At 48.7% G+C, this 23,452-nt stretch carries 8 protein-coding genes and 1 pseudogene; 1 reads left to right on the top strand and 8 read right to left on the bottom strand.

Annotated elements, in window-relative coordinates; translation table 11 throughout:
- Positions 1–278 precede the first annotated feature (278 nt).
- From ACO6UY_RS05400 to ACO6UY_RS05370, 7 genes and pseudogenes are all read right to left on the bottom strand, one after another.
- Complete coding sequence (locus tag ACO6UY_RS05400) at positions 279–4,886, bottom strand: DUF4116 domain-containing protein (protein ID WP_422468008.1); 4,608 nt, start codon at positions 4,884–4,886, stop codon at positions 279–281.
- 227 nt (positions 4,887–5,113) lie between these two features.
- Positions 5,114–5,215, bottom strand: a pseudogene (locus ACO6UY_RS05395) (hypothetical protein); the annotation flags it as partial.
- A gap of 364 nt (positions 5,216–5,579) precedes the next feature.
- Positions 5,580–10,193: a DUF4116 domain-containing protein gene (locus ACO6UY_RS05390; RefSeq protein WP_422489294.1), complete on the bottom strand. Its 4,614-nt coding sequence runs from the start codon at positions 10,191–10,193 to the stop codon at positions 5,580–5,582.
- 121 nt (positions 10,194–10,314) lie between these two features.
- A complete protein-coding gene (locus ACO6UY_RS05385) occupies positions 10,315–12,369 on the bottom strand; it encodes an ankyrin repeat domain-containing protein (protein ID WP_422468547.1) in 2,055 nt (684 codons plus the stop codon).
- 218 nt (positions 12,370–12,587) lie between these two features.
- On the bottom strand, positions 12,588–17,234 hold the full coding sequence (locus tag ACO6UY_RS05380) for a DUF4116 domain-containing protein (RefSeq protein ID WP_422489292.1): 4,647 nt from the start codon (positions 17,232–17,234) through the stop codon (positions 12,588–12,590).
- A gap of 113 nt (positions 17,235–17,347) precedes the next feature.
- Complete coding sequence (locus ACO6UY_RS05375) at positions 17,348–18,601, bottom strand: ankyrin repeat domain-containing protein (RefSeq protein WP_422462900.1); 1,254 nt, start codon at positions 18,599–18,601, stop codon at positions 17,348–17,350.
- A gap of 572 nt (positions 18,602–19,173) precedes the next feature.
- Positions 19,174–20,154 carry a transposase gene (locus ACO6UY_RS05370; RefSeq protein WP_422449846.1) on the bottom strand — a complete coding sequence of 327 codons (981 nt, stop codon included), beginning with the start codon at positions 20,152–20,154 and terminating at the stop codon, positions 19,174–19,176.
- Between the two features lie 466 nt (positions 20,155–20,620).
- Between ACO6UY_RS05370 and mutL the strand changes: the two genes are divergently transcribed.
- On the top strand, positions 20,621–22,585 hold the full coding sequence (mutL, locus tag ACO6UY_RS05365; protein ID WP_422462902.1) for a DNA mismatch repair endonuclease MutL: 1,965 nt from the start codon (positions 20,621–20,623) through the stop codon (positions 22,583–22,585).
- Between the two features lie 133 nt (positions 22,586–22,718).
- Here mutL and napF read toward each other — a convergent pair whose 3' ends face one another.
- A complete protein-coding gene (gene napF, locus ACO6UY_RS05360; RefSeq protein WP_422468371.1) occupies positions 22,719–23,288 on the bottom strand; it encodes a ferredoxin-type protein NapF in 570 nt (189 codons plus the stop codon).
- Positions 23,289–23,452: the final 164 nt, after the last annotated feature.

The following is a 23,452-nucleotide window of genomic DNA, read 5'->3' as shown; positions in this document are numbered from 1 at the left end:
TGAGCAACCAGGGCCGCACCATAAGAAAGTGGTTACTGTTGAGACTGAGGGAGGCTATCTCGGCGCATCATCGAATGAAGTGGATTCGGGGCCACATTCTATTTTGGCGTTTTCTGTTCCTTATGAGTCTTTTGATCCATATTCTGAATCATCGTCTGTATCAAAGCATGACTCATCGCTTGAGCCACCGCCGCCTTTGCCGCCATTTTCGTCCCTGCTACGCTATTTCAAGTTGCCTTGTAGCTGAAAACCGGGTTATACCAATTCTAAATATGGCATCAATCAATTTTTTGTTGAATACACGCCACAACAAAAGGTCCGATATTATCAATTGCTGCCTCAATGATTTCAGGCTTGCTTTGTAATGAGGGGCCAACGTACAGAAGGGCTCTACCATTGTTCTGCAAGGCGATGTTGACCAGCTCTGGATCATTGCGGCAATGGTCGCTGGCAAACTGTAGCGCCATCGGATTTTGTTCCAGGGCAAGTTTGACCACTTCCGGACAATCCTTAAGTGCGTCACTGGCAAACTCCAACGCCATGCCGACATTTTGCACCGCCAGTTTGACCAGCTCTTTATTGGCTCGCAGTTCCGGGCTGGCATACTCAAGTGCCATACCATTTTGTTGAACGGCCAGACGGACAGTATCCTCATGGCCACGCAGCGTTTCACTGGCATAGCTGAGCACTGTACCATTACCTTGCACGGCCAGTTGCGCTAACGCTTCATCATTTCTCAGTTTCTCATCGAGGAATGGAAAGTTCCCGGGTTTTTTCGACACAGCAATCGACATTAATTCATGATTTTTACACTGGTCCCCATCAAGATATTGGCAAATAGGGCGTAAAGAGGGGTGATGATCACTGACAGCCAACCAAACGTAATCCGGATCATTACGGAATTGCTTATTGGCAGCTAGTAGCGCTATACCTGAATTTTTCAGCGCTGCGGTAACAATTGTCGGGTCAGCCCTTAACCGTTCACTGGCGTATTCCAGAGCATCGCCATTATTTTTGACCGCTGCCAATACGATGTCTTCATCATCCTTAAGTCCTTCACTGGCAAATTCCAGAACTCTTCCCATGTTCCCGACAGCTTCTTTGACCAGTGCTTTATCCGCTTGAAATTCAAGCCCGACATATTGCAATGCTAAAGGGTTAGAGCCAAGCGCCGTGCACACTACCTCTCGATCATTATTCAAATCCGGAAAATCTTTCAGTTGGTTGCCAGCATCCGTTTGCGCCAAAAACTTCAAGACCAGTTGCCGATAAAGTTGCTGGTCATTAAGCAGGTTTTTCCTGAAAATCCTGGCAAATAATCCATAGGAATCGTCGTTATGATTGCGCTCCCTGGCCAGCAGAAGCAGCTCTTTATAGAATTCAGGATCTTGTTCCAGATACTCAGTTGTTGCATGACAGCAAAGAGCATGTGACGTGTTGCCAACCGCTGTGGTTAACAAGCGCCGGAAATGCTCAGGATTTGATGATAGCTCGGCCCCTATAAAGGCAAATATTTTTCCCGGATCTTCTGTGGTATTTGCCAGGGCATATTCGATGAGTTCAATATCGTTGTTAAAAGACTCTGGCGCATCGGCAATAGCCTGGGGGTGGCTTTTGATGGCGGCAAAAACCATCGCCCGCTGATTGCGTAGTTCAGGCGCCAGGTGTTTGAGGATGTGGCCATTTTGCGACACCAGACGCATAGCCATTGTCTCGTCAGCTAACCAGTTAACGTATTTGTTAACCAGAGGCTTGGCTTTGGCGGGATCAGAAAGTAACCAATGCCAAAGCAATGTCTGATTGTATGTTGCCAGCTGCCCGTTTAACACGACGTCAATTTCATTGATGCCAGCTTTGGAAAATATCAGTGCCGCTTCCACCAGATGACTGAGCGCCATATCGTGGGTGCAGCGGTTTATCAATAATGTGTTCTCCAGGTAAGCGAAGCACCAGTAAATGTGCTCCAGGGCAAATTGATTGGTTGCAGAGAAAGCGGGATTATTCAGCCTTTCCCTGATGGCAGCCATATTCCATTTTGTTTGACTTTCGTCCAGATTCAATGTGCCCAAAAGAAAATCAATATCGTCCAGCTTGGACAATACACTCAGGATGTCCACAAACATCCGCTGCAAATCTTTTTTGTCAGGAAGATGGGTGAACTCAAAAAGGACTTGGCCTGCCTGTTCATTGAAATAAATGTCCGGGGCATTGAAACCGCTATTTTTCTGATATTGAGACAGTGTTTGGGTCAAAAACCACAGCCGCTGAAACTTTCCATGTCGTTGTTCTTTTGATGAATGGGCCAGTGCCTCAGAGTAACACAGCCGAAAGGTCCGTTGTTTGCCACCGTCGGCTTGTTCCAGCAGGTCGATGGTACACGCATGATGTCCGAGCTGGATCGACAACCGGGTACAATCTGGCATATTGAGAACGGTCACATTTTCGGCCACGAATTGCCTGAGAGCGTCACGGCATGTGTTATCGAATAATGGCTGTTCCTGAGACGTTGCAAAGTCAACAATATCGATATAGTCATGCAAAGGCCCCCTCATTGTGCTCACTTCACCCTGCCCTGAAGCGGTAGCCACGGGCCAGAGCCTGGTCAGAAAACATTTGTGCAACCATAGAATCAGTTCATGGACGCTCTCGATTTTGTGCGCCTGATTGACAGCTTCAAGCCGTTGCAGGTGGTCTTTTAATAACTGGCAATGGACCAGCCATTGTTGAAAATCCGAACCCCTGGCCGGTAACTCCGCGCCAGTCAGGAACGGTCTGGTGACGTGGGCAAGGGCTTGTTCAACATTTTTGTGTACCAGTGCCAGTTGCCTGCGAAGTTGTCTTAACTCCGCCTGGTATTGCTGCTTAAGGTTAGGATCAGCGCCTGCGCCCAGCATTAAAAACTGAGCGTAGCCAAGGAGAAAAGCCTCGGCCTCTTGCATAAAGTGGCGGATCTCCTGGTCACATCCCTGCAAAATCTCCCGTCGCTCGGGGTGCATGCTCAGTTGGACTGCGCCGGTTTTGGACAGGCATAAATGAATCAGCCGCTCAGTTCCGAGAAAATTCAGGAGTCTGGTGTTTTGCTCACCCAGCCATGAGAACTGGCGTGCTACCGATGGTTCGTCTTCCGGCACCGCAGGGTGGTATGCCTGCTGGTAAGCCTGGGCGGTTTGATAATCGGGGCTGGCAGATTCGCCACTGAGACTCAATAACTCCTGTTCCCGATCACCCGACAATAAAAACCCGCCGGACTCTTTTTGAAACTTCCCACACACCAGCGTTACCCATTCCGGTGCACCATTATCAGGCCACCATTGAGGCTGATTGATCCCCACACAGGGTATGCCTTCCTGCCTCAGGCTGATGGATATATGGTCGTTATTGGCCCATTTGTTGAAGACAACACCCCTTACTTTCGCCAGAACCTCAGGAGCCAGCAGCCAGTCACCGCCATGGTCACAAAAAAGGATGACGTGGTCCGGCAGACTGCTGCCGTTGACCGGACCGCTGATGGCCAGCGCCAACCCTGAGCCACAACCGTCGCTGACCGGGATGCCCTGATCCAGAAACCGGGCGGGCGATGCCATGGAAAAATCGCAGCCGCCGGGCAGGCAGGTAATCGGACGTACCTGAAAAAACAAGACCTGGCCATCCGGGTCAATGGCAAATTCAAAATCCACAGGGCACAGCAACAGGTTTTCCAGCTTTCTGCACCCCTGAACCAGACGGTCCAGTTGCTCTTTGCCAATGAAGTCGGAAGCTGCAGTGTCAGGTTCAAATGTGCTCAACTCTTCAACATAGCCACCCTGGTCATTGCGCCTCAGAATGAATCCACGCTCAGGATTTCCGGGGGTAAAGGTGGCCTCCCATTGCTCGCCGTTGCGCTTAATCTCATAACTATGGGGTGTGATACCGTATTGACCAGACACCACCGTCTTGGATTGCCCCGGCCCACACTCGATCAATAACGTGCCGTCATCAATGCCGCGATAACTCATGCCGACCCCGCCAACGGAAGATTGAATGCACTGTTGCAGGATAATTGCCATCCCTTGCGGGGCTGTTGGGGAAAAAAACACGGGACGGTAAGCAGAAGCGAGCACTTTCAGACACGTTGCCACGATATCCGCCTGGTCATGCACCAGGGATTGGTACTTGCCAGCCTGGGCGTTACCAAACGAATCCTCAGCCACGCCGGAGCTGCGCACGATAATCGGGCTGTCAGACTTCGCCAGGTCGGTGCATAAATCCTGATGAATAGTGCGTATTTGGTCAGCAATGGGTAGAGCGCTTATTTGCTGATAAAACTCCGGGCCAGCAATAAACGAAGAAAGCGCATCGAGCCAGCGCTGTTGTCTTGTTGTTGGCTTGCCCGCTGGGTTGCCTGGTGGAGCCATTTGGGTAATCCACTGTCTTATATTCACCAGACTGGCCGTTGTATGGGGAAACTCATGGCCATCCTCCAGCGTGGCCAGCAATGGGCTGGCATCGAATGGAAGCGCCTCAAGGTTCTGCACGATGCTTGTCTCAATGCAGCGAAATGGCGGGACATCTAATCCTGCGTTCTTCATCTGGGTCAGAAACATCCCTTTCCCACCTAACAATTTCCGGTTTGGCATAGTCGGGGAATCAACGGTCAGCTGCGATTCAGTACAGCGCCTGATTTTTAATCGCGTGGCAAATGTTGCATTGATTTCGTGGTCAGCACGGCCAGGAGGAGTAAACGTCGTAACCGTCGCGGTAACTTCACACTGTCTTTTTAAAGTGCCTGATACCGGAATTACACCACCAGCGATGTCAGCTTTCTTGCCATCCTTGCCGTCAGGCAAACATGTGGAACTATAGTCCGTGACAGAGTGGCTAATAAAATCCGACCGTACATTAACCATGGCAACATCCGCTGTGTAGTTATTAAATATGTTTATAGAGGCATGACATTTGAAAAGCAGACACGGTCGAACAATTAAAAGTACAAACGTATCAATTCAATTAAGCGACTCGGCGGCTTCGATATTGCTTTTTATTCGATGTAAAGAGAAAACTTCGAAGAAATAAGCTTAACCAGTTACTTTTGTATAAATCAGTAACAAGTCGGTCAGTTTTAATAACGCTCTTACTATTGTTGTCCTGATATGTTGTCCTGAGCGTTGACGCCCACGTTATGCTGCAGCAACTTATCCAGGATTTCCTGCCGGCCAGATTCAGCCGCAAGTTGAAGAACCGTCTTCCCCTTTTGATTGGTTGATCAAGGCTAAAATAAGGTGCGTGCTGGTGGTTTAACTCTATGGACAAAAAAAAATTATAAAAGTTGCACAGAGCAAAATATTTTTCACGCCAGTTAGATAACTGACTTTTACCAGGTATTTGCTTAAGTAGTTGGCCAAATGGAATCGTATTTTCTGGTTAAGTGGGCAGTTACTATGCAAGGCACAACGCAGGGAGCATAGCCGTAGCTATGTGACCGGAGTTGTAACGCCGCAGAGTGACTGATCACTTAGTCAGAAAATACGATTTCATTTGGTTAACTACTTATGGGCAACAGTCTATGAGGGGGGCAGTGGCTGCCAGAGACATACGGGCCATTAGGTAAATTGTTGATAATACCTTACCGCAACAGGCCCGATATTATCAATTGCTGCCTGAATGATTTCAGGTTTGCTTTGTAATGAACGGCCAACGTATTGCAGGGCACGGCCATTGTTCTGCAAGGCGATATGGGCCAGCTCTGGATCATTGCGGCAATGGTCACTGGAAAAATACAGCGCCCGTGGATTTTCTTGCACGGCAAGTTTGACCACTTCCGGACAATCCTTAAGCGTGTCACTGGCAAACTCCAGCGCCATGCCGGAATTCTGCACCGCCAGTTTGACCAGCTCTTTATTGGCTCGCAGTTCCGGGGTGGCATACTCAAGAGCTATACCGTTTTGTTGAACGGCCAGACGGACCGTACCCTCATGACCACGCACCGTTTCACTGGCATACCTGAGCATTTCACCATTACCTTGCACGGCGAGTTGCGCTAACGCTTGATCATTTCTCAGTTGCTTATCGAGGTATTGAAAGTTCACGGGCATTTTGGACACGGCAATGGCACATAATTCATTATTTTTACACTGATCCCCATTAAGATATTGGTAAATAGGGCGTGTAGGGTTATGGTCACTGACAGCCAACCAAAGGTAATCCGGATCATCACGGAATTGCCTGGCGGCATATGCCAGCGCAGAACCTGAATTTTTCAGCGCTGCGGTAACAATTGTCGGATCAGCTCTTAACCGTTCACTGGCGTATTCCAGAGCAACCCCATTATTTTTGACGGCTGCCAATACGATGTCTTCATCATCCTTAAGTCCTTCACTGGCAAATTCCAGAACTCTCCCCATATTCCCGACAGCTTCTTTGACCAGTGCTTTATCCGCTTGAAATTCAAGCCCGACATATGCCAATGCAAAAGGGTCACAGCCAACCGCTGTGTACACTACCTCTCGATCATTATTCAAATCCGGAAAATATTCCAGTTGCCTGCCGACATCCCTTAGCGCCAAAAACTTCAAAATCAGTTGCCGATAAAGCTGATGGTCGTTCAGCAGGTTTTTCCGGAAAATTTCAAGAGATAATCGATAGGAATCATCGTTATTATTGCGCTCCATCGCTAACAGAAGAAGCTTTTTATAGAATCCAGGATCTTGTTCCAGATACTCAGATGCCGCATTACAGGAAAGAGCCTGTGATGTGTTTTCAACCGCTGTGGTTAATAAGCGCTGAAAAATCACAGGATCTGATGATAGCTCTGTCCCTATAAAGGCAATTATTTTTTCCGGATCTTTTTTTGTTGTATTTGCCAAGGCGTAATCGATAATTTCAATGTCGTTTTTAAAGCATTCCGGTGCACCGGTAATAGCCTCAGGGTGGCTTTTGATGGCGGCAAAAACTATTGTCCGCTGATTGCGTAATTCAGGAGCAAGGTATTTCAGAATGTGGCCATTTTGCGACACCAGACGTGTGGCCATTGTCTCGTCAGCTAACCAGTTCACGTATTTGTTCACCAGGGGACTGGCTTTGGCAGGATCAAACAGTAGCCAATGCCAGAGTACTTTCTGACTGTAGGTATCGAGTTGATCGTTCAACGCTACTTCAATACGGTTGACGGGAACCTGAGAGAATATCAGCGCCGTTTCAACCAGATGACGAACCGCCATATTTTGGGTGCAGCGGTTTATCAATGATGTTTTCTCCAGGTAAGCAAAGCACCAGTAGACATGCTCCAGGGCAAATTGATTGGCTTCATAGAAAGCGGGATTATTCAGCCTTTCCCTGATTGCAGCCATACTCCATTTCGTTTGACTTTCGTCCAGGTTAATTGTTCCCAAAAGAAAATCAGCATTGCTCAATTTTTGCAATAAACTCAGGATGTCGACAAACATCCGCTGTAAATCTTTTTTGTCAGGCAGATGGGTGAATTCATAAAGGATCTGGCCTGCCTGTTCATTGAAATGAATGTCCGGGGCACTGCAACCGCTATTTTGCCGATATTGAGACAGAGTTTGCGTCAAAAACCACAGCCGCTGAAACTTTCCGTGTCGGTGCTCTCTTGATGAATGAGCCAGTGCCTCTGCATAACACATCCGAAAAGTCCGTTGTTTGCCACCGTCGGCTTGTTCCAACAGGTCGATGGTACACGCATGATGCCCGAGCTGGATTGACAACCGGGTACAATCTGGCGTATAGAGAACGGTCACACCTTCGGCATCGAATCCCCTGAGTGCGTCACGGCATGTGTCATCGAATAATGGCTCTTCCTGAGACGTTGAGAAGTCAACAATATCGATATTTTCATAGGGAGGCCTCCTTATTGTGCTCACTTCACCCTGCCCTGAAGCGGTGGCCACGGGCCAGAGCCTGGTGAGAAAACATTTGTGCAACCATAGAATCAGTTCATGAACGCTCTCGATGTCGTGCACCTGATGGACGGACCCAAGCCGATGCAGGTGGTCTTTTAATAACTGGCAATGGGCCAGCCATTGTTGAAAATCCGAACCTGAGGCCGGTAACTCCTTGCCAGACAGGAATGGCCTTATGACCTGGGCAAGGGTTTGTTTAACCTTTGTTTGCACCAGCGCCAGTTGCTCGCGAAGCGGGATTAACTCCTCCTGGTATTGCTGCTTAAGATCAGGATCAGCCGCTGCAAGCATTAAAAACCGTTCGTAGCCAGAGAGAAAAGACGCGATCTCTTGCATAAAATTGTCGATCTCCTGAACACATCCCTGCACAATCTCTTGTCGCCCGGGGCGCATGCTCAGCTGGACAGCGCCGGTTTTGGACAGGCATAAATGAATCAGTCGCTCAGTCCCGAGAAAATCCAGGAGCCTGGTGTTTTGCTCAACAAGCCAGGAGAACAGACGTGCTACCGACGGTTCTTTTTCCGGCTCCGCAAGCTGATATGCCTGCTGGGCAGCCTGCGCGGCTTGATAATCAGGGGTGGCCGATTTGTCACTGAAATTCAACAACGCCTGTTCCCGATCACCCGACAATATAAACCCGCCGGACTCTTTCTGGAACTTCCCACACACCAGCGTTACCCATTTCGGTGCATCATTATCAGGCCACCATTGAGGCCGCTTAATCCCCACACAAGGTATGCCCTCCTGCCTCAGGCCGATGGATATATGGTCGTTATTGGCCCATTTGTTGAAGACAATCCCCTTTGTTTTTTTCAGAACCTCCGGGGCCAGTAGCCAGTCACCCCCATGGTCACAAAAAAGAATGACATTGTCAGGCAGACTGCTCCCGTTGACCGGACCGCTGATGGCCAGCGCCAACCCTGAGCCACAACCGTCGCTGATGACGGTGCCCTGATCCAGAGACCGGTGGGGAGATGCCATGGAAAAATGGCTGCCGCCGGGCAGGCAGGTAATCGGGCGTCCCTGCAAAAAAAGGACATGGCCCTCCGGATCAATGGCAAATTCAAAATCCACAGGGCACAACAACGCGTCTTCCAGTGTCTTCCCCCCCTCAACCAGGCAGTTCAGTTGCTCTTTGCCAATGAACTCAGCCGTGGCAGCAGCAGGTTCAAATTTGACCCACTCTTCCTCATAGCCCCCCTGTTCATTGGCGCGCAAAATGAATCCATACTCAGGATTACCGGGGTTAAAGGTGGCCTCCCATTCCTTGCCGTTGCGCTTGATCTCATAACCATGGGGAGTGATACCGTATTGACCGGACACCACAGTCTTGGGTTGCCCCGATCCACACTCGATCAATAACGTGCCGTCATCAATGCCGCGATAACTCATGCCGACCCCGCCAACGCAACATTGAATGCACTGTTGCAGGATAATTGCCATCCCTTGCGGGGCTGTTGGGGAAAAAACGGCGGAACGGTAAGCAGAAGCGAGCACTTTCAGACAGGTTGCCACGATATCCGCCTGGTCATGCACCAGGGATTGGTACTTGCCAGCCTGGGCGTTACCAAACGAGTCCTCAGCCACGCCGGAGCTGCGCACGATAATCGGGCTGTCGGGCTTAGTCAGGCCGGTGCGCAACTCCTTATAGATATCCCGTATGGTGTCGGCAATGGTCAGAGCGCTTATTTGCTGATAAAAATCCGGTCCAGCAATAAACGAAGAAAGCGCATCGAGCCAGCGCTGTTGTCTTGTTGTTGGCTTGCCCGATGAGTTGCCTGCTGGTGCCATTTGGGTAATCCACTGTCTTATATTCACCAGACTGGCCGTTGTATGGGGAAACTCATGGCCATCATCCAGCGTGGACAGCAATGGGCTGGCATCGATTGGAAGCGTCTCAAGGTTTTGCACGATGCTTGTCTCAATGCAGCGAAATGGCGGGACAGTTAATCCTGCGCTCTTCATCAGGGTCAGGAACATCCCTTTTCCACCTAACAATTTCCGGTTTAGAATAGTCGGGGAATCAACGTTCAGCTGTGATTCGGTACATCGTCTGGTTTTTAATGGCAGTGCAAACGTTTCAGTAATTTTTTGGCCGGTGCTGTTAGAAGGAGTAAACGTGGTATCAATCCCGGAAGTTTCGCACTTTCGATTTGAAGATAAAGCGTGAGTTGTTACAGCGCCTGATACCGGAATTGCACCATTGGCGATGTCAGCTCCCTCTGCACCGGGCAAACAGGTGGAACCTGAGCCTGTGACCGAGTGGCTAATAATATCTGACTGTGTATTAAACATGGCAACATCCGCTGTTTACTATTTTTTAAACATGATATTTGGAAAATGGTGCTTCCGGCTTAAACTCTGACCGTTCAGATATACTCTATACCGCTCCTAAAATAAGGGCTTCTCAGCATTCTCATTCAGGCTTGAGAAGCTCTTTCGCTTTATGCAATAACCCATTGAAGGTGCGTTTCATGGCGGCTACTTTTGCTGCCCTCTCTTCGGCTGCTTTGGCTTTCATCACATCGGCTCCTCGCACATCAGCATTATGTTCTGCCATAAACAGACAGGCTTTCTCTTTTTCTTTCCGGCTAACCTTTTCAAGGGGAATCCCAAAAAGATATTCAAACCTATTGCAATGATCAAAAGCTGTCATCTTTTTTTCATCCAGAATATTGAAATCAGCCCCTCGCATCAGCAGCTCTCGAATCATATCTATACTGCCTTGACTCGCTGCAATGTGGAGCGCTGTTGCTCCGTATTTATTCTGGGCATTGATTTCCACTTTTCCGTTTTCAATCAGATCGGCAAGGATAGCCAGTCGAACTGTCCAATCTACCTGATAGTCCCAGTCGGGGGCCGACACGGCATAATGGAGAGCAGTACGCCCATCTATATTTCGTAAATTGGCCTTAGCGCTCCTCTCCAGTAGCTCTCTCACTATATCTTTCTGGTCCATTAAAGCCGCGTGGTGAAGGGGGGTGCATTGGCTTTTTTCATTTTTCCATGCATTGATGTCAGCCCCACGAACTATTAAAGAGTCAACCATCTTCCATTTCCTGTTTTCTATGGCATACGCAATCGTCCTGCCACCTGCGGAGTCACAGGGGGCTTTAACATCAAATTTGGCATTGTCCAGAATCTCCAGTATTTTTGCTGTGCAGTGATGGCCATTGCGCCTGGCGAGGTCCAGAACCATCATGCCACGGTTAGTTTTGGCGTACATGTTGGCCCCCTTTTCAATCAATTGGCTAAAGGCCTCCAGCTTGCCATTTATAGCCGCAAAGTGGAGAGGCGCATACCCGCCTCCATTTTGGGCGTCAACATCGGCCTCGCGTTGAAGCAAGGTATTAATGGCATACTTGAGGGCATCCTGATGTTCAAGGCTGTTGACTAAGATGCTGAGGGGAGTTGACCTACCGATGTCCCGATGGTCGATGTCATCCTGAAGTTTAATCAGGGTATCCATGAAATACTGAAAGGTCTTCAGCTGACCATCGGCACAAGTCAGCAGGTAGAGTGGTGTCCTTTCATCGTTGTCCAGGGCGTTGGCATTTGCGTGATGCTGAAGCAGCTTATCCAGGATGTCCCGTTGGCCAGATTGAGCCACAAGGTGAAGAGCTGTCCTCCCTTCATCGTTGGTCTTTGCGTTGATATCTGCCTTATACTTCATCAGCATGTCTATTATTTCCGGCTTACCCAGACGAACCGCAAGGTGGAGTGCTGTTTCATTTTTGTTGATCCGGTCGTTAGGATCGGCACCATTGGTTAATAAAAACTCCACCAGCACCCAGTTTTTTCCCCTGGCCGCATGAGCAAGCATGGTTCCTGCCCCGTTACCACCACAATCGGCATGAATGTCGAATCCGGCTTTTACCATACAGGGGATCAGGGGCGTAATATTGGTGCCATATTGGAATGCACACTCCATTACTGTCCTGCCATAATCATCTTTGAGGTTAACGTCAGCCCTGGCCTCGTTGACAAGCAGCTCAATGATTCTCTGATTGCCATGTATAGCGGCAAGATGGAGAGCGGTTTTCTTGCCACTGCGTTTGGTTTTGGCGTTGACATCAGCCCCTTCTGCAATCAGGGCAAGGATGTTGTCATTGGTCAGATCCTCCGGGTTCTCGGTGTTGGTGATTGCACTGTGAAGCTCCATGGTCGCCTTTTTTATTTCGGCTTTAGTAATACAGCCGGTACGCTCATGATGTTTCACCCCGTCATTCGTGTCGGATTTTTTTGGGCAAAGAGACTCGGTTTTAATCTCAACTTCACGATTACAAACAAGCATTTGCCGGGGTAGATTTTGAGATGGATCAATTTGCGGTGTGTGAGCAGGTTGTGTAGAGGGAGCAAGGGAAACTTTTGAACCGCCAGTTGCAGGCTGATTAGAAACAACGCATGTTGTTTCACTGTCGAATTGCTGATAAGTCGATCTTTCAGAACTGAATACGTTGAAAGTGTTCATATTGATAATTCCTGTTTGAAAATGCGTTAATTCATTTCCGCGCTATAGGGCTACATTAGTATTGGCTGTTATTGGTTGACCAAGGCTAATTTAGGCTGCGAGTTACCAATTTGATCCATTGGACAAAAAAACATGATAATAGTTGCACAGAGCAAAATATTTTTTACGTCAGTTAAATAACTGAAGTATTGGACAACTGACTTTTACCAGTTATTCGCTTATGGACAACACTCTATGAGGGATGGGTCGTGACTGCCAGAGGCACACGGGCCATTATGAAAATGTTGATAATACCTTAACGCAACAGGCCCGACATGGTTCATCGCTGCCGCAATGATCTCGGGTTTTCCTTGTAATAAACGGTCAACATACTGCAAGGTAATACCATTGTACTGCAAGGCGATGTTGACCAGCTCCGGGTCATTGCGGCAATGGTCACTGGCAAACTGAAGCGCCAACGGATTTTGGTGCAGGGCCAGTTTGACCACCTCCGGGCAATCCTGAAGCAGGTCACTGGCAAACTCCAGCGCCATGCCGTCATTTTTCACTGCCAGTTTGACCAGCGCTTTATTGGCTCGCAGTTCCGGGCTGGCATGCTCAAGTGCCATACCATCCTGTTGAACTGCCAGCCGGACAGTTGGCTCGTGCCTGCGTAGTCTGCAACTGGCATACTTGAGAGTACGACCGTGACCTTGCACAGCCAGTTGCACCAACTCTTCATCGTCTCTCCATTTTTGCTTGGCGAGTGTTCCAAAGAAAAGAGGGTCTTTTGATACGACAATGGTCAGTAATTTCTTATCTCCACACTGCTCTATATCAAGATAAGGATAAGGATGACTGACAGCCAGTCGAACGTAGTACGGATCATGTTTTAATTGTTCGTCGGCATACCGTAGCGCCCACGCGTTATTTTTCAGCGCTGCTCTAACAATTGTTGGATCCGCTTTTAACCGTTCACTGGCGTATAGCAGGGCAACCCCATAATTTTTGACAGCGGCCAATACGATGTCTTCATCATCCTTAAGCTCTTCACTGGCAAATTTCAGAACTCTCCCATCGTTCCCAACAGCTTTTTTGACCAGTTCTTTATCCGCCTGAAGTTCAGGTCCGGCATGTTTTAATGATAAGGGGTCTGAGCCAACCGCCGTGAATACTACTTCTCGATCATTATTCAATTCCGGAAAATATCTCAGCCTATCGTCTATTCCGGGTTTTGCCAGCGCTTTTAAGGCAAGTTTCCGATAAAGATGACGGTTGTTAAGCAGGTTTTTCCTGAAATTGTGGTGAAATAATCGATAGGAATCATCTTTATCACTGCACTTCAGCGCCAACAGAAGAAGCTCTTTATAGCATCCAGGATGTTGTTCCAGATACTCAGTTGCCGCATGACAGGAAAGAGCCTGTGATGTGTTTTCAACGGCTGCGGTGAATAAACGCCGGAGAAGTTCAGGATTTGATGATAGCTCTGGCCCAATTAGGGCAATGGTGGTTTCCGGATCCCCTGTATTTGCCAGGGCATAAGACATAATTTCAATATCATTTTTAAAGGACTCCGGCACATCGACAATAGCGCCAGTGTGGCTTTTGATGGCGGTAAAAACCATTGCCCGCTGATTGCGTAGTTCAGGAGCAAGGTATTTCAGGATATGGCCATTTTGCGACACCAGACGCATGGCCGTTGTTTCGTCAGCTAACCAGTTAACGTATTTGTTCACCAGGGGGCTGGCTTTGGCTGGATCAGAAAGTAGCCAATGCCAGAGTATTTTCTGCCTGTGCGTATCGAGTTGATCGTTCAGCGCTTCTTCAATACAGTTGATGGGAGCCTGAGAAAAGATCAGCGCCGTTTCAACCAGGTGACGGATCGCTCTGTCCCGGGTACAGAGGCTCATCAGTGATTTTGTGCGTGAGTAAGCGGAGCACCAGTAGATATGCTCCAGGGCTGATCGATTGGTTGTAGCGAAAGCGGGATTATTCAGCCTTTCCCTGATTGTGGCCATATTCCAGTTTGTCTGACTTTCGTCCAGATGTAATGGCCCCAACAAAAAATCCATATTGCCCAGAATGTGCAATACACTCAGAATGTCCACAAACATGTGCTGCAAATCTTTTTTGTCAGGCAGATGGGTGAGTTCAAAGAGGGCCTGGCCTGTCTGTTCATTGAAATGAATGTCCGGTGCATTGAAACCGCTATTTTTCCAATAGTGAGACAGCGTTTGCGCCAAAAACCACAGTCGCTTGAACTTTCCGCTCAGGGTTACTTGCAATGAATCGGCCAGCGCCTCAGAGTAACACATCCGAAAAGTCCGTTGTTTGCCACCGTCGGCTTGTTCCAACAGGTCGATGGTACAAGCATGATGCTCAAGCTGAATCGACAACCGGGTACAATCTGGCATATTGAGAGCGGTCACTCTTTCGGCCCGTAATTGCCTGAGTGCCTCACGGCAAGTGTCGTCGAATAATGGTTCTTCCTGAGACGTTGAGAAATCAACAATATCGATATTTCCATAGATAGGCCGCCTTATTGTGCTCACTTCACCCTGCCCTGAAGCGGTGGCCACGGGCCAGAGCCTGGTGAGAAAACATTTGTGCAACCATAGAATCAGTTCATGAACGCTCTTGATGTTGTGCACCTGATGGACTTCTTCAAGCCTTTGCAGGTGGTCTTTTAATAACTGGCAATGGGCCAGCCATTGTTGAAAATCCGAACCTGAGGCCGGTAACTCCTTGCCAGGCAGAAATGGCCTTGTGACCTGGGCAACGGTTTGTTTAACCTTTGCTTTTACCAGCGCCAGTTGCTCGCGAAGCGGGATTAACTCCTCCTGGTATCGCTGTTTAAGATCAGCATCAGCGGCTGCAAGCATTAAAAACCGTTCGTAGCCAGAGAGAAAAGCCGTGATCTCCTGCATAAAATTGTCGATCTCCTGAACACATCCCTGGACAATCTCTTGTCGCCCGGGGTGCATGCTCAGTTGGACAGCACCGGTTTTGGACAGGCATAAATGAATCAGTCGCTCAGTCCCGAGAAAATCCAGGAGCCTGGTGTTTTGCTCAACAAGCCAGGAGAACAGACGTGCTACCGACGGTTCTTTTTCCGGCTCTGCAGGCTGGTATGCCTGCTGGGCAGCCTGTGCGGCTTGATAATCAGGGGTGGCCGATTTGTCACTGACATTCAACAACGCCTGTTCCCGATCACCCGGCAATAAAAACCCGCCGGACTCTTTCTGAAACTTCCCACACACCAGCGTTACCCATTCCGGTGCATCATTATCGGGCCACCATTGAGGCTGCTTAATCCCCACACAGGGTATGCCCTCCTGCCTCAGGCCGATGGATATATGGTCGTTATTGGCCCATTTGTTGAAGACAATCCCCTTTGTTTTTTCCAGAACCTCAGGGGCCAGTAGCCAGTCACCACCATGGTCACAAAAAAGAATGACATTGTCAGGCAGACTGCTCCCGTTGACCGGGCCGCTGATGGCCAGCGCCAACCCTGAGCCACAACCGTCGCTGATGACGGTGCCCTGATCCAGAGACCGTGGAGGAGATGCCATGGAAAAATGGCTGCCGCCGGGCAGGCAGGTAATCGGGCGTCCCTGCAAAAAAAGGACATGGCCCTCCGGATCAATGGCAAATTCAAAATCCACAGGGCACAACAACGCGTCTTCCAGTATCTTCCCTCCCGCAACCAGACGGCTCAGTTGGTCTTTGCCAATGAACTCAGCCGTGGCAGCAGCAGGTTCAAATTTGACCCACTCTTCCTCATAGCCCCCCTGTTTATTGGTGCGCAAAATGAATCCATACTCAGGATTGCCGGGGTTAAAGGTGGCCTCCCATTGCTTGCCGTTGCGCTTGATCTCATAACCATGGGGAGTGATACCGTATTGACCGGACACCACAGTCTTGGGTTGCCCCGATCCACACTCGATCAATAACGTGCCGTCATCAATGCGGCGATAACTCATGCCCACCCCGCCAACGCAACATTGAATGCACTGTTGCAGGATAATTGCCATCCCTTGCGGGGCTGTTGGGGAAAAAACTGTGGAACGGTAAGCAGAAGCGAGCACTTTAAGACAGGTTGCCACGATATCCGCCTGGTCATGCACCAGGGACTGGTACTTGCCGGCCTGGGCGTTACCAAAGGCGTCCTCAGCCACGCCGGAGCTGCGCACGATAATCGGGCTGTCGGACTTAGCCAGGTCGGTGCATAAATCCTGATGAATAGTGCGTATTTGGTCAGCAATGGGTAGAGCGCTTATTTGCTGATAAAAGTCCGCGCCTGCAATAAATGAAGAAAGCGCATCGAGCCAGCGCTGTTGTCTTGTTGTTGGCTTGCCCGATGGGTTGCCTGCTGGTGCCATTTGGGTAATCCACTGTCTTATATTCACCAGACTGCCCGTTGTATGGGGAAACTCATGGCCATCATCCAGCGTGGCCAGCAATGGGCTGGCATCGAATGGAAGCGCCTCAAGGCTCTGCACGATGCTTGTCTCAATGCAGCGAAATGGCGGGACAGCTAATCCTGCGTTCTTCATCAGGGTCAGGAACATCCCTTTTCCACCTAACAATTTCCGATTTGGAATAGTCGGGGAATCAACGGTCAGCTGCGGTTCGGTAAAGCGCCTGTTTTTTAGTGGCGGTGTAAACGTTTCAGTGATTTTTTGGCCGGTGCTGCCAGAAGAAGTAAACGTGGAATCAATCCCGGAAATTTTGCACTTTCGATTTGAAGATAAAGCGTGAGTTTTTATTGCGCCTGATACCGGAATTAGATCATTGGCGATGTCAGCTTCCCCGGTGCCAGGTAAACAGCTGAAACAGGAGTCTGTAACAGAGTGGTTAATAACATCTGACTTTGCATTAAACATGACGACATCTGCTGTGTAGTTGTAATAACACTGTTATTATTCTGGAAAATGCCCCTTCGGGCTCAAACTTCGACCATTCTGATATCATCCGCACCGCTGAAAATAAGGGCTTCTCAGCGATTTCGTTCAGACTTGAAAAAGGCTTTCACTTTATGCACAAACCCGCTTGCAGTGTGTTTCTGGTCGGCTGCTTCTGCTTTCCTCAAATCGACTCCTCGCACATCAGCATTATGTTCTGCCATTAACAGACAGGCTTTCTGCCTATTGCAATAGTCATAAGCTGTCATATTGTCTTTATCCAGAAGGTTGAAATCAGCCCCTCGCTTCAGCAGTTCCGGAATCATTACTATATAGCCTCCACTCGCTGCGATGTGTAGTGCTGTTATTCCACGTTCATCCCGGGCATTGATGTCCACTTTTTTGCTTTCAATCAGTTCGACAAGGATGCTTTGTCGATGTGCCAGATTTTCCGAAGTGGGCAAATCTGCAAAACCTCTGTCCATCACAGCATAATGGATAGCTGAACGCCCACGTATACTTGGTAAACCGGGGTTAGCCTTTCTCTTTAGCATCAACATCTTAATGACATCTTGCCGCCCCTCACGAACTGCAAGGTGGAGTGCCGTTCCCCTGATATTTATCTCAGCGTTAACCCTGGCACCTTTACCCAATAAAAATTCCACAAGCTCCCAGCTATGCTCCCTGGCCGCATGAGCAAGCATTGTTGAACCGCAATTATCACACCTCGCATCAATCTTGAGCCCGGCATTTACCATACAGCGGATCAGGGGCGTAATGGATCCATTCTTGTGAGCACACTGCATGACTGTCCAGCCATAAGAAGTTTTGGCGTTAACGTCAGCACCCTTGTTAACAAGCAATTCAATTATTCTTTTACTGTCACGTAAAGCGGCTAAATGTAGAGCTGTCTCTTTGCCATAGTATTTGGTTTTCGCGTTGATATTTGCTCCTTTTTCAATCAGGCCGAGGATGTCATCATTGGTCAGATCCTCCGGATTCTCAGTGAAAATGAGTGCATCGTGGAGGTCTTTAGTAGCTTGTTTACTGTCTGCTTTTGTTTTTTTTCCGGTTTGACCATGAGCTTTCGTCCAGGCTTTCGTGATGTAATTGTTTGGCCAAAGAGGCTCAGTTTCCGGCTCAATCGCACGATTACCAACAGGGGTTTGGCAGGTCAGACCTTGAGATGGATTAATAGACAACGAGTGAGTATGGTGTGCAAAGGCAGCCAGGGAAACTGATGAACTGCTGGTTTTCGGCTCTGTAGAAGCATCACAGACGTCTTCATGGGGCAATTGCTGATAACCCATGCTTACAGGTCCGGGTGTGAAAATTTTCAACATGTGCATATTGATAGTCCTGTTAAAAAATGCTTTGCTTCTGTTTTGTACTAAAGTACTTAATTGTTGTTCGCCACTTTGAGCAGTCTTTTTATTGGTTGAACTTTTGATTCGTTAAAGAGAAGACTATAAAAGATCTGTAAAACCTGTTTTGCTATTTAGACAAAAAAAATGATAAAAGTTGCACGGTGAGAAAGTTTTTTGCCTCGTTAGTAAAATCTGGAAAGGAATAAAAAGGGGATAAAAAGAGGATAAAAAGAGAAAGATAAAAAGTAAAAAGAGGAAAGTAAAAAGAGGACACCCATTTTTTAAAAAGAGGACACCCATTTTTTGACAAAGAAAAAAAATAAAAAGAAAGAAGAAATAAAAGGACACCCATTTTTTAAAAAGTGAAAAGAATATTTAATCTATTCATTTTTAAAAATGCTAGCATTGATTGTTCTAAGAAGTCCTCATTCATACCAAGCAGGAAGAGGACAAAAAGTGCTCAGCAACAGCCAGTTAGAAGATACTATCGAGACAATATAAGAAAGAGTTCTCAGAAAACTCTGGCCACATTAAAGTAAATGAAAATGTGTTGATCAGGCAGGATAGAGATTACTGCTCACAGACATACCATGAACCCAGCATTTTCCGGTGCTTTCTGCATAAGACTTCAGTGAAGCCAGCTTGCCGACTGCGCGGTGAAAACGATTATGCCAGCGCATAGTCTGCAGCCATTCATTTGGGTCAATACCCAAGCGCTCCAGGATAGGTGGTACATCGTCAGTTATACGACCACGTTTGCCTTTGCGGATAATTCGGCCAGACCAGTCAACCAGTTCAAAATAGCTACTGAGTGGGTATGGAATCGCCTGTTCAGGGTTTTGCCCCTGAGCTTTTAACGGTTTCAAGTGTGCCTTTTGTTTTTTTCCGTTTGCGCTGTCGTATGTCTCAATGCGCTCTTTAATAGAGGTATGTTCTGAGGTTTCCAGTGTTGCAGCAATTTTTGCCCGGATGGGGTTTAAGTCGACATAGGCCATGCAAGTCAGCAATGCTGCCTCATCTAACAGGGCCTGACTTTTGTAACGACCTTCCCAAAAGCGCCCTTTGCACTCATCTTCTTTATTGGCCAGTCGGGCTAAGTATTCGTTAAGGCAGCGCATGAACCAGCTGATATCCATTAAGCGACCTCGGTACTTCTGGGCATATTCTTCGACACGCAGCAGCTCTGCTTTGCCCAGCTGATCGCCGGCAAGATAACGCTGAACCAAGTGCGGGCCAGAAAACAGCTGCGTCCAGCGTTGTAAGACTTTTTTGGTGTCCCATTTTTTGGCTTGCTGACTATTGATATGGAGCACCACATGATAATGATTCGACATAACCGCATAAGCACAGACTTCCAGGGCAAAAATACCAGAAAGTGCCTTCAACCGATCAACCACCCACTGCCTGCGATGCTCATAGTTTTTACCTGAGAAATTGTCTTTGCCGCATAGGAAAGCCCTGCGAACACAGCGTGCCATGCAGTGGTAGTAGGGCGTATTGGCTGGATCTATGAGGTTTTTTCGGGCAGTCGTCATGTCATTTTATTGGTTAGGGGTATTTTATTGGTTACTGGGTATATGTCCGTAATGCCCTTGAGAGGCTCCAGAAGAAAAATAGACAGTGTGGCCGATTAGTCAAATTTTAGGTGTCCTTTATTTCCGCTTGTCTTTGGGTGTCCTTTATTTCCTTTATTTCTTGGGTGTCCTTTATTTCCTTTTATTTTTTCTTCTTTATTTTTTCCTTTTATTTTCCCTTTCTTTTGGGTGTCCTTTATTTTCTTCTTTCTACCGGTACCTGTTGGACAGAATGATCTGTGAGTTGCAAACGGTCATTGTGTACATCCCCCCCGCATCATGCTGAACAGTAAACATGTAAAGAGTACCCTTTAACTGATAGTCTTGCTCAAAACTCGATATTCGATGGTAAAAACCGGGGAAACTTCCTCCCGGTATTGTTACATTAGGCTGGCCTGAGAACTCTTATTGGACCCAATAATCGACCATGAAACCCATTCGTCTTCTTGATAACCGACTGGCTAACCAGATCGCTGCCGGTGAGGTGGTGGAACGTCCGGCTTCAGTCGTCAAAGAACTGCTGGAAAACAGCATTGATGCCGGTGCCAGGCGTCTGACGGTTGAAGTGGAAAATGGCGGTGTCAAATTGATCCGTATCCGTGATGATGGTCATGGCATACCCAGGGATGAGTTAGCACTGGCACTCTCCCGCCACGCCACCAGTAAGATATCTGAACTGGAAGACCTGGAAGGTGTGGCTACCCTCGGATTTCGCGGAGAGGCGCTTGCCTCCATCAGCTCAGTTTCCAGGCTCACCCTGACGTCTAATGTGGCAGAACAGGCGTCAGGCTGGCAGGCCCGAGTGGAAGGGCGGGATATGGAAGCGCAGGTTATGCCCGCACCGCATCCGGTGGGCACCACCATAGAAGTCAAAGACCTGTTTTTTAATACGCCGGCCCGTCGTAAGTTTCTCCGTACTGAAAAGACCGAATTTTCTCACCTTGAAGAGGTGGTTAAGCGCCTGGCTCTATCCCGCTTTGATGTAGGCTTTACCCTCCGCCACAATCAACGCAGTGTCCATCAGCTTCGTCCCGCAGTTACCCAGGCGGAAAAAGATCGCCGGGTAGCTGCACTTTGCAGTCCCAAATTTATTGAACATGCGGTTATTATTGATGTTGCCGCCTCTGGCCTGAAACTGTACGGCTGGGTGGGGCTGCCTACGTTCTCCAGGGCCAGTGCTGATCTGCAGTACTTCTTCGTTAATGGTCGTGTTATTCGGGATAAGCTGGTGGCTCACGCAGTTCGTCAGGCCTACCGTGATGTACTTTACAGCGGGCGTCATCCGACATTTGTCCTCTACCTGGAGTTGGATCCGGCCATGGTAGATGTCAATGTGCATCCTACCAAACATGAAGTCCGTTTTCGGGATGGCAGAACGGTTCATAACTTTCTGTTCAGTACTTTAAATCGTGCCCTGGGTGAAGTTCGCCCGGAAGATCAGCTACCACCCACGGTTTTGACCAATCCGCCTCAACCCACGGCATCGGGTATTGATGCCGGTGAGTTTCAGGGGCAGGAAGCCATCCAGCTTGCAACCGCCCCGACAGCATCCGGCAGTACCGGGCATTATGCCAATCAAAGCTCCGGCGGTAGTGGTAATCCTGACCGTCGCCCTGCTTTATCAGAAGCGCCATCGCCCGGCCAGGTTAAACGACAGATAGAAGCCTATAGCCAGCTATATGCCACCTCAGCAGAGCCTGTAACTACCAGTCAGGCGAAAGCCGTGGGTGACCATGCGGTACAGGAACCCGGCGTCGCATTTCCCGCTCAGGTGTCGGCGCAGCCGTTGCCGGAAAATGACTCTCTGGCACCGCCTCTTGGCTATGCCATTGCCCAGCTGAAAGGAATATATATTCTCTCGGAAAATGACCAGGGGATGATTCTGGTGGATATGCATGCCGCTCACGAACGGATTACCTATGAGCGCATGAAGCAGTCCTATCAGGAACAGGGGATTCTTGCCCAACCATTGCTGGTACCTAAATCTGTATCGGTGAGTGAACGTGAGGCAGACTGTGCAGAAGAAAACAGCGAATACTTTACCCGTCTGGGACTGACCCTGGAGCGGATGGGGCCGGAAACGCTGCTGGTGCGTCAGATACCGGTGATGCTGCAGAATGCCGATGTTGAGAAGCTATTGAGAGATGTGCTCTCAGACTTGATGCAACACGGTACCAGCGACCGCATTGAAGCCCATATCAATGAAATACTGGCCACCATGGCCTGTCATGGGTCGGTGCGGGCTAACAGAAAACTGTCCATTGAAGAGATGAACGCCCTGCTTCGGGATATGGAGCAGACAGAGCGCAGCGGACAATGCAACCATGGTCGCCCAACCTGGACCATGCTCACTATGGATCAATTGGATAAGTTGTTTTTGAGGGGGCGCTAGGAGCCTGTCGTACTTAAGACTGTCCTACTGCGGTTGCAATAAATTGGTCTAAAAATTCCTGCTTCTTCGTCAAATAGCCCCGCTATTCTCCTCAGAAGCAGAAATTTTTATCCTCAATTTCTCGCAATCCTCGCTACGGACGCTTAAGTCCGACAGGCTCCCAGGAAGCTTTGGCCATAACCAATACACGACTGTAGCAATCCAGAGCACACTCGCCACAGCCACTGCAGAGACTGAGGTCTATCACCGGCTTATTATCCGCAGCAAAGCTGATCGCCTGTTCAGGGCAGGTTTCCTCACAGAGGTTACAGTACATCCCCAGTTCTGCCTGGCAACTGCCAGCAAGTTGGGGAATCACCTGCCGCTTTTTCCCTTGTTCACGGCTCAAGGCTCCCGATGGGCAGGCATCAACGCACTGTCCACAAAAGTCACAACGACCGTAAGAAAGGTCCAGTACAGGACGGCCAGAAAGAATCTCTTCTTGCTCATCGGATTGTCCCAGCACCCGCATTGGGCATTGCTCAATACACTGATCACACTCGGTACACAGCGCCAGAAACAGTGTGTTATCTACTGCCCATGGCGGCCGTGGATAGCGGCTATTGGGGATCACCTGCTCGGGTTCAGGGGCGAAACGCCGGAAAAAAGCCCGCCTTGCCGGGGATACCAACTGTTCGTCTTCTGTTCTCTGTATATCGGACACGACTTAACCAGAAGCCTGTAGGCTTGAAAATTGTGACCCAACATACGCTGTTTGAAGAATGATTAAACCGGTATTTATACGTGACACTTTTCGCCCTGTGCTCCTTTGCCTTGTTTGGCTTGAATTTACAGCGTATCCAGTCAAAAACAATCGGGATGAATAAC

It is taken from the genome of Endozoicomonas sp. ALE010, assembly GCF_049310165.1.
GTDB lineage: Bacteria > Pseudomonadota > Gammaproteobacteria > Pseudomonadales > Endozoicomonadaceae > Endozoicomonas.
The sequence above is the reverse complement of the archived record's forward strand: the minus strand, read 5'-3'. Positions and strand labels throughout refer to the sequence as shown.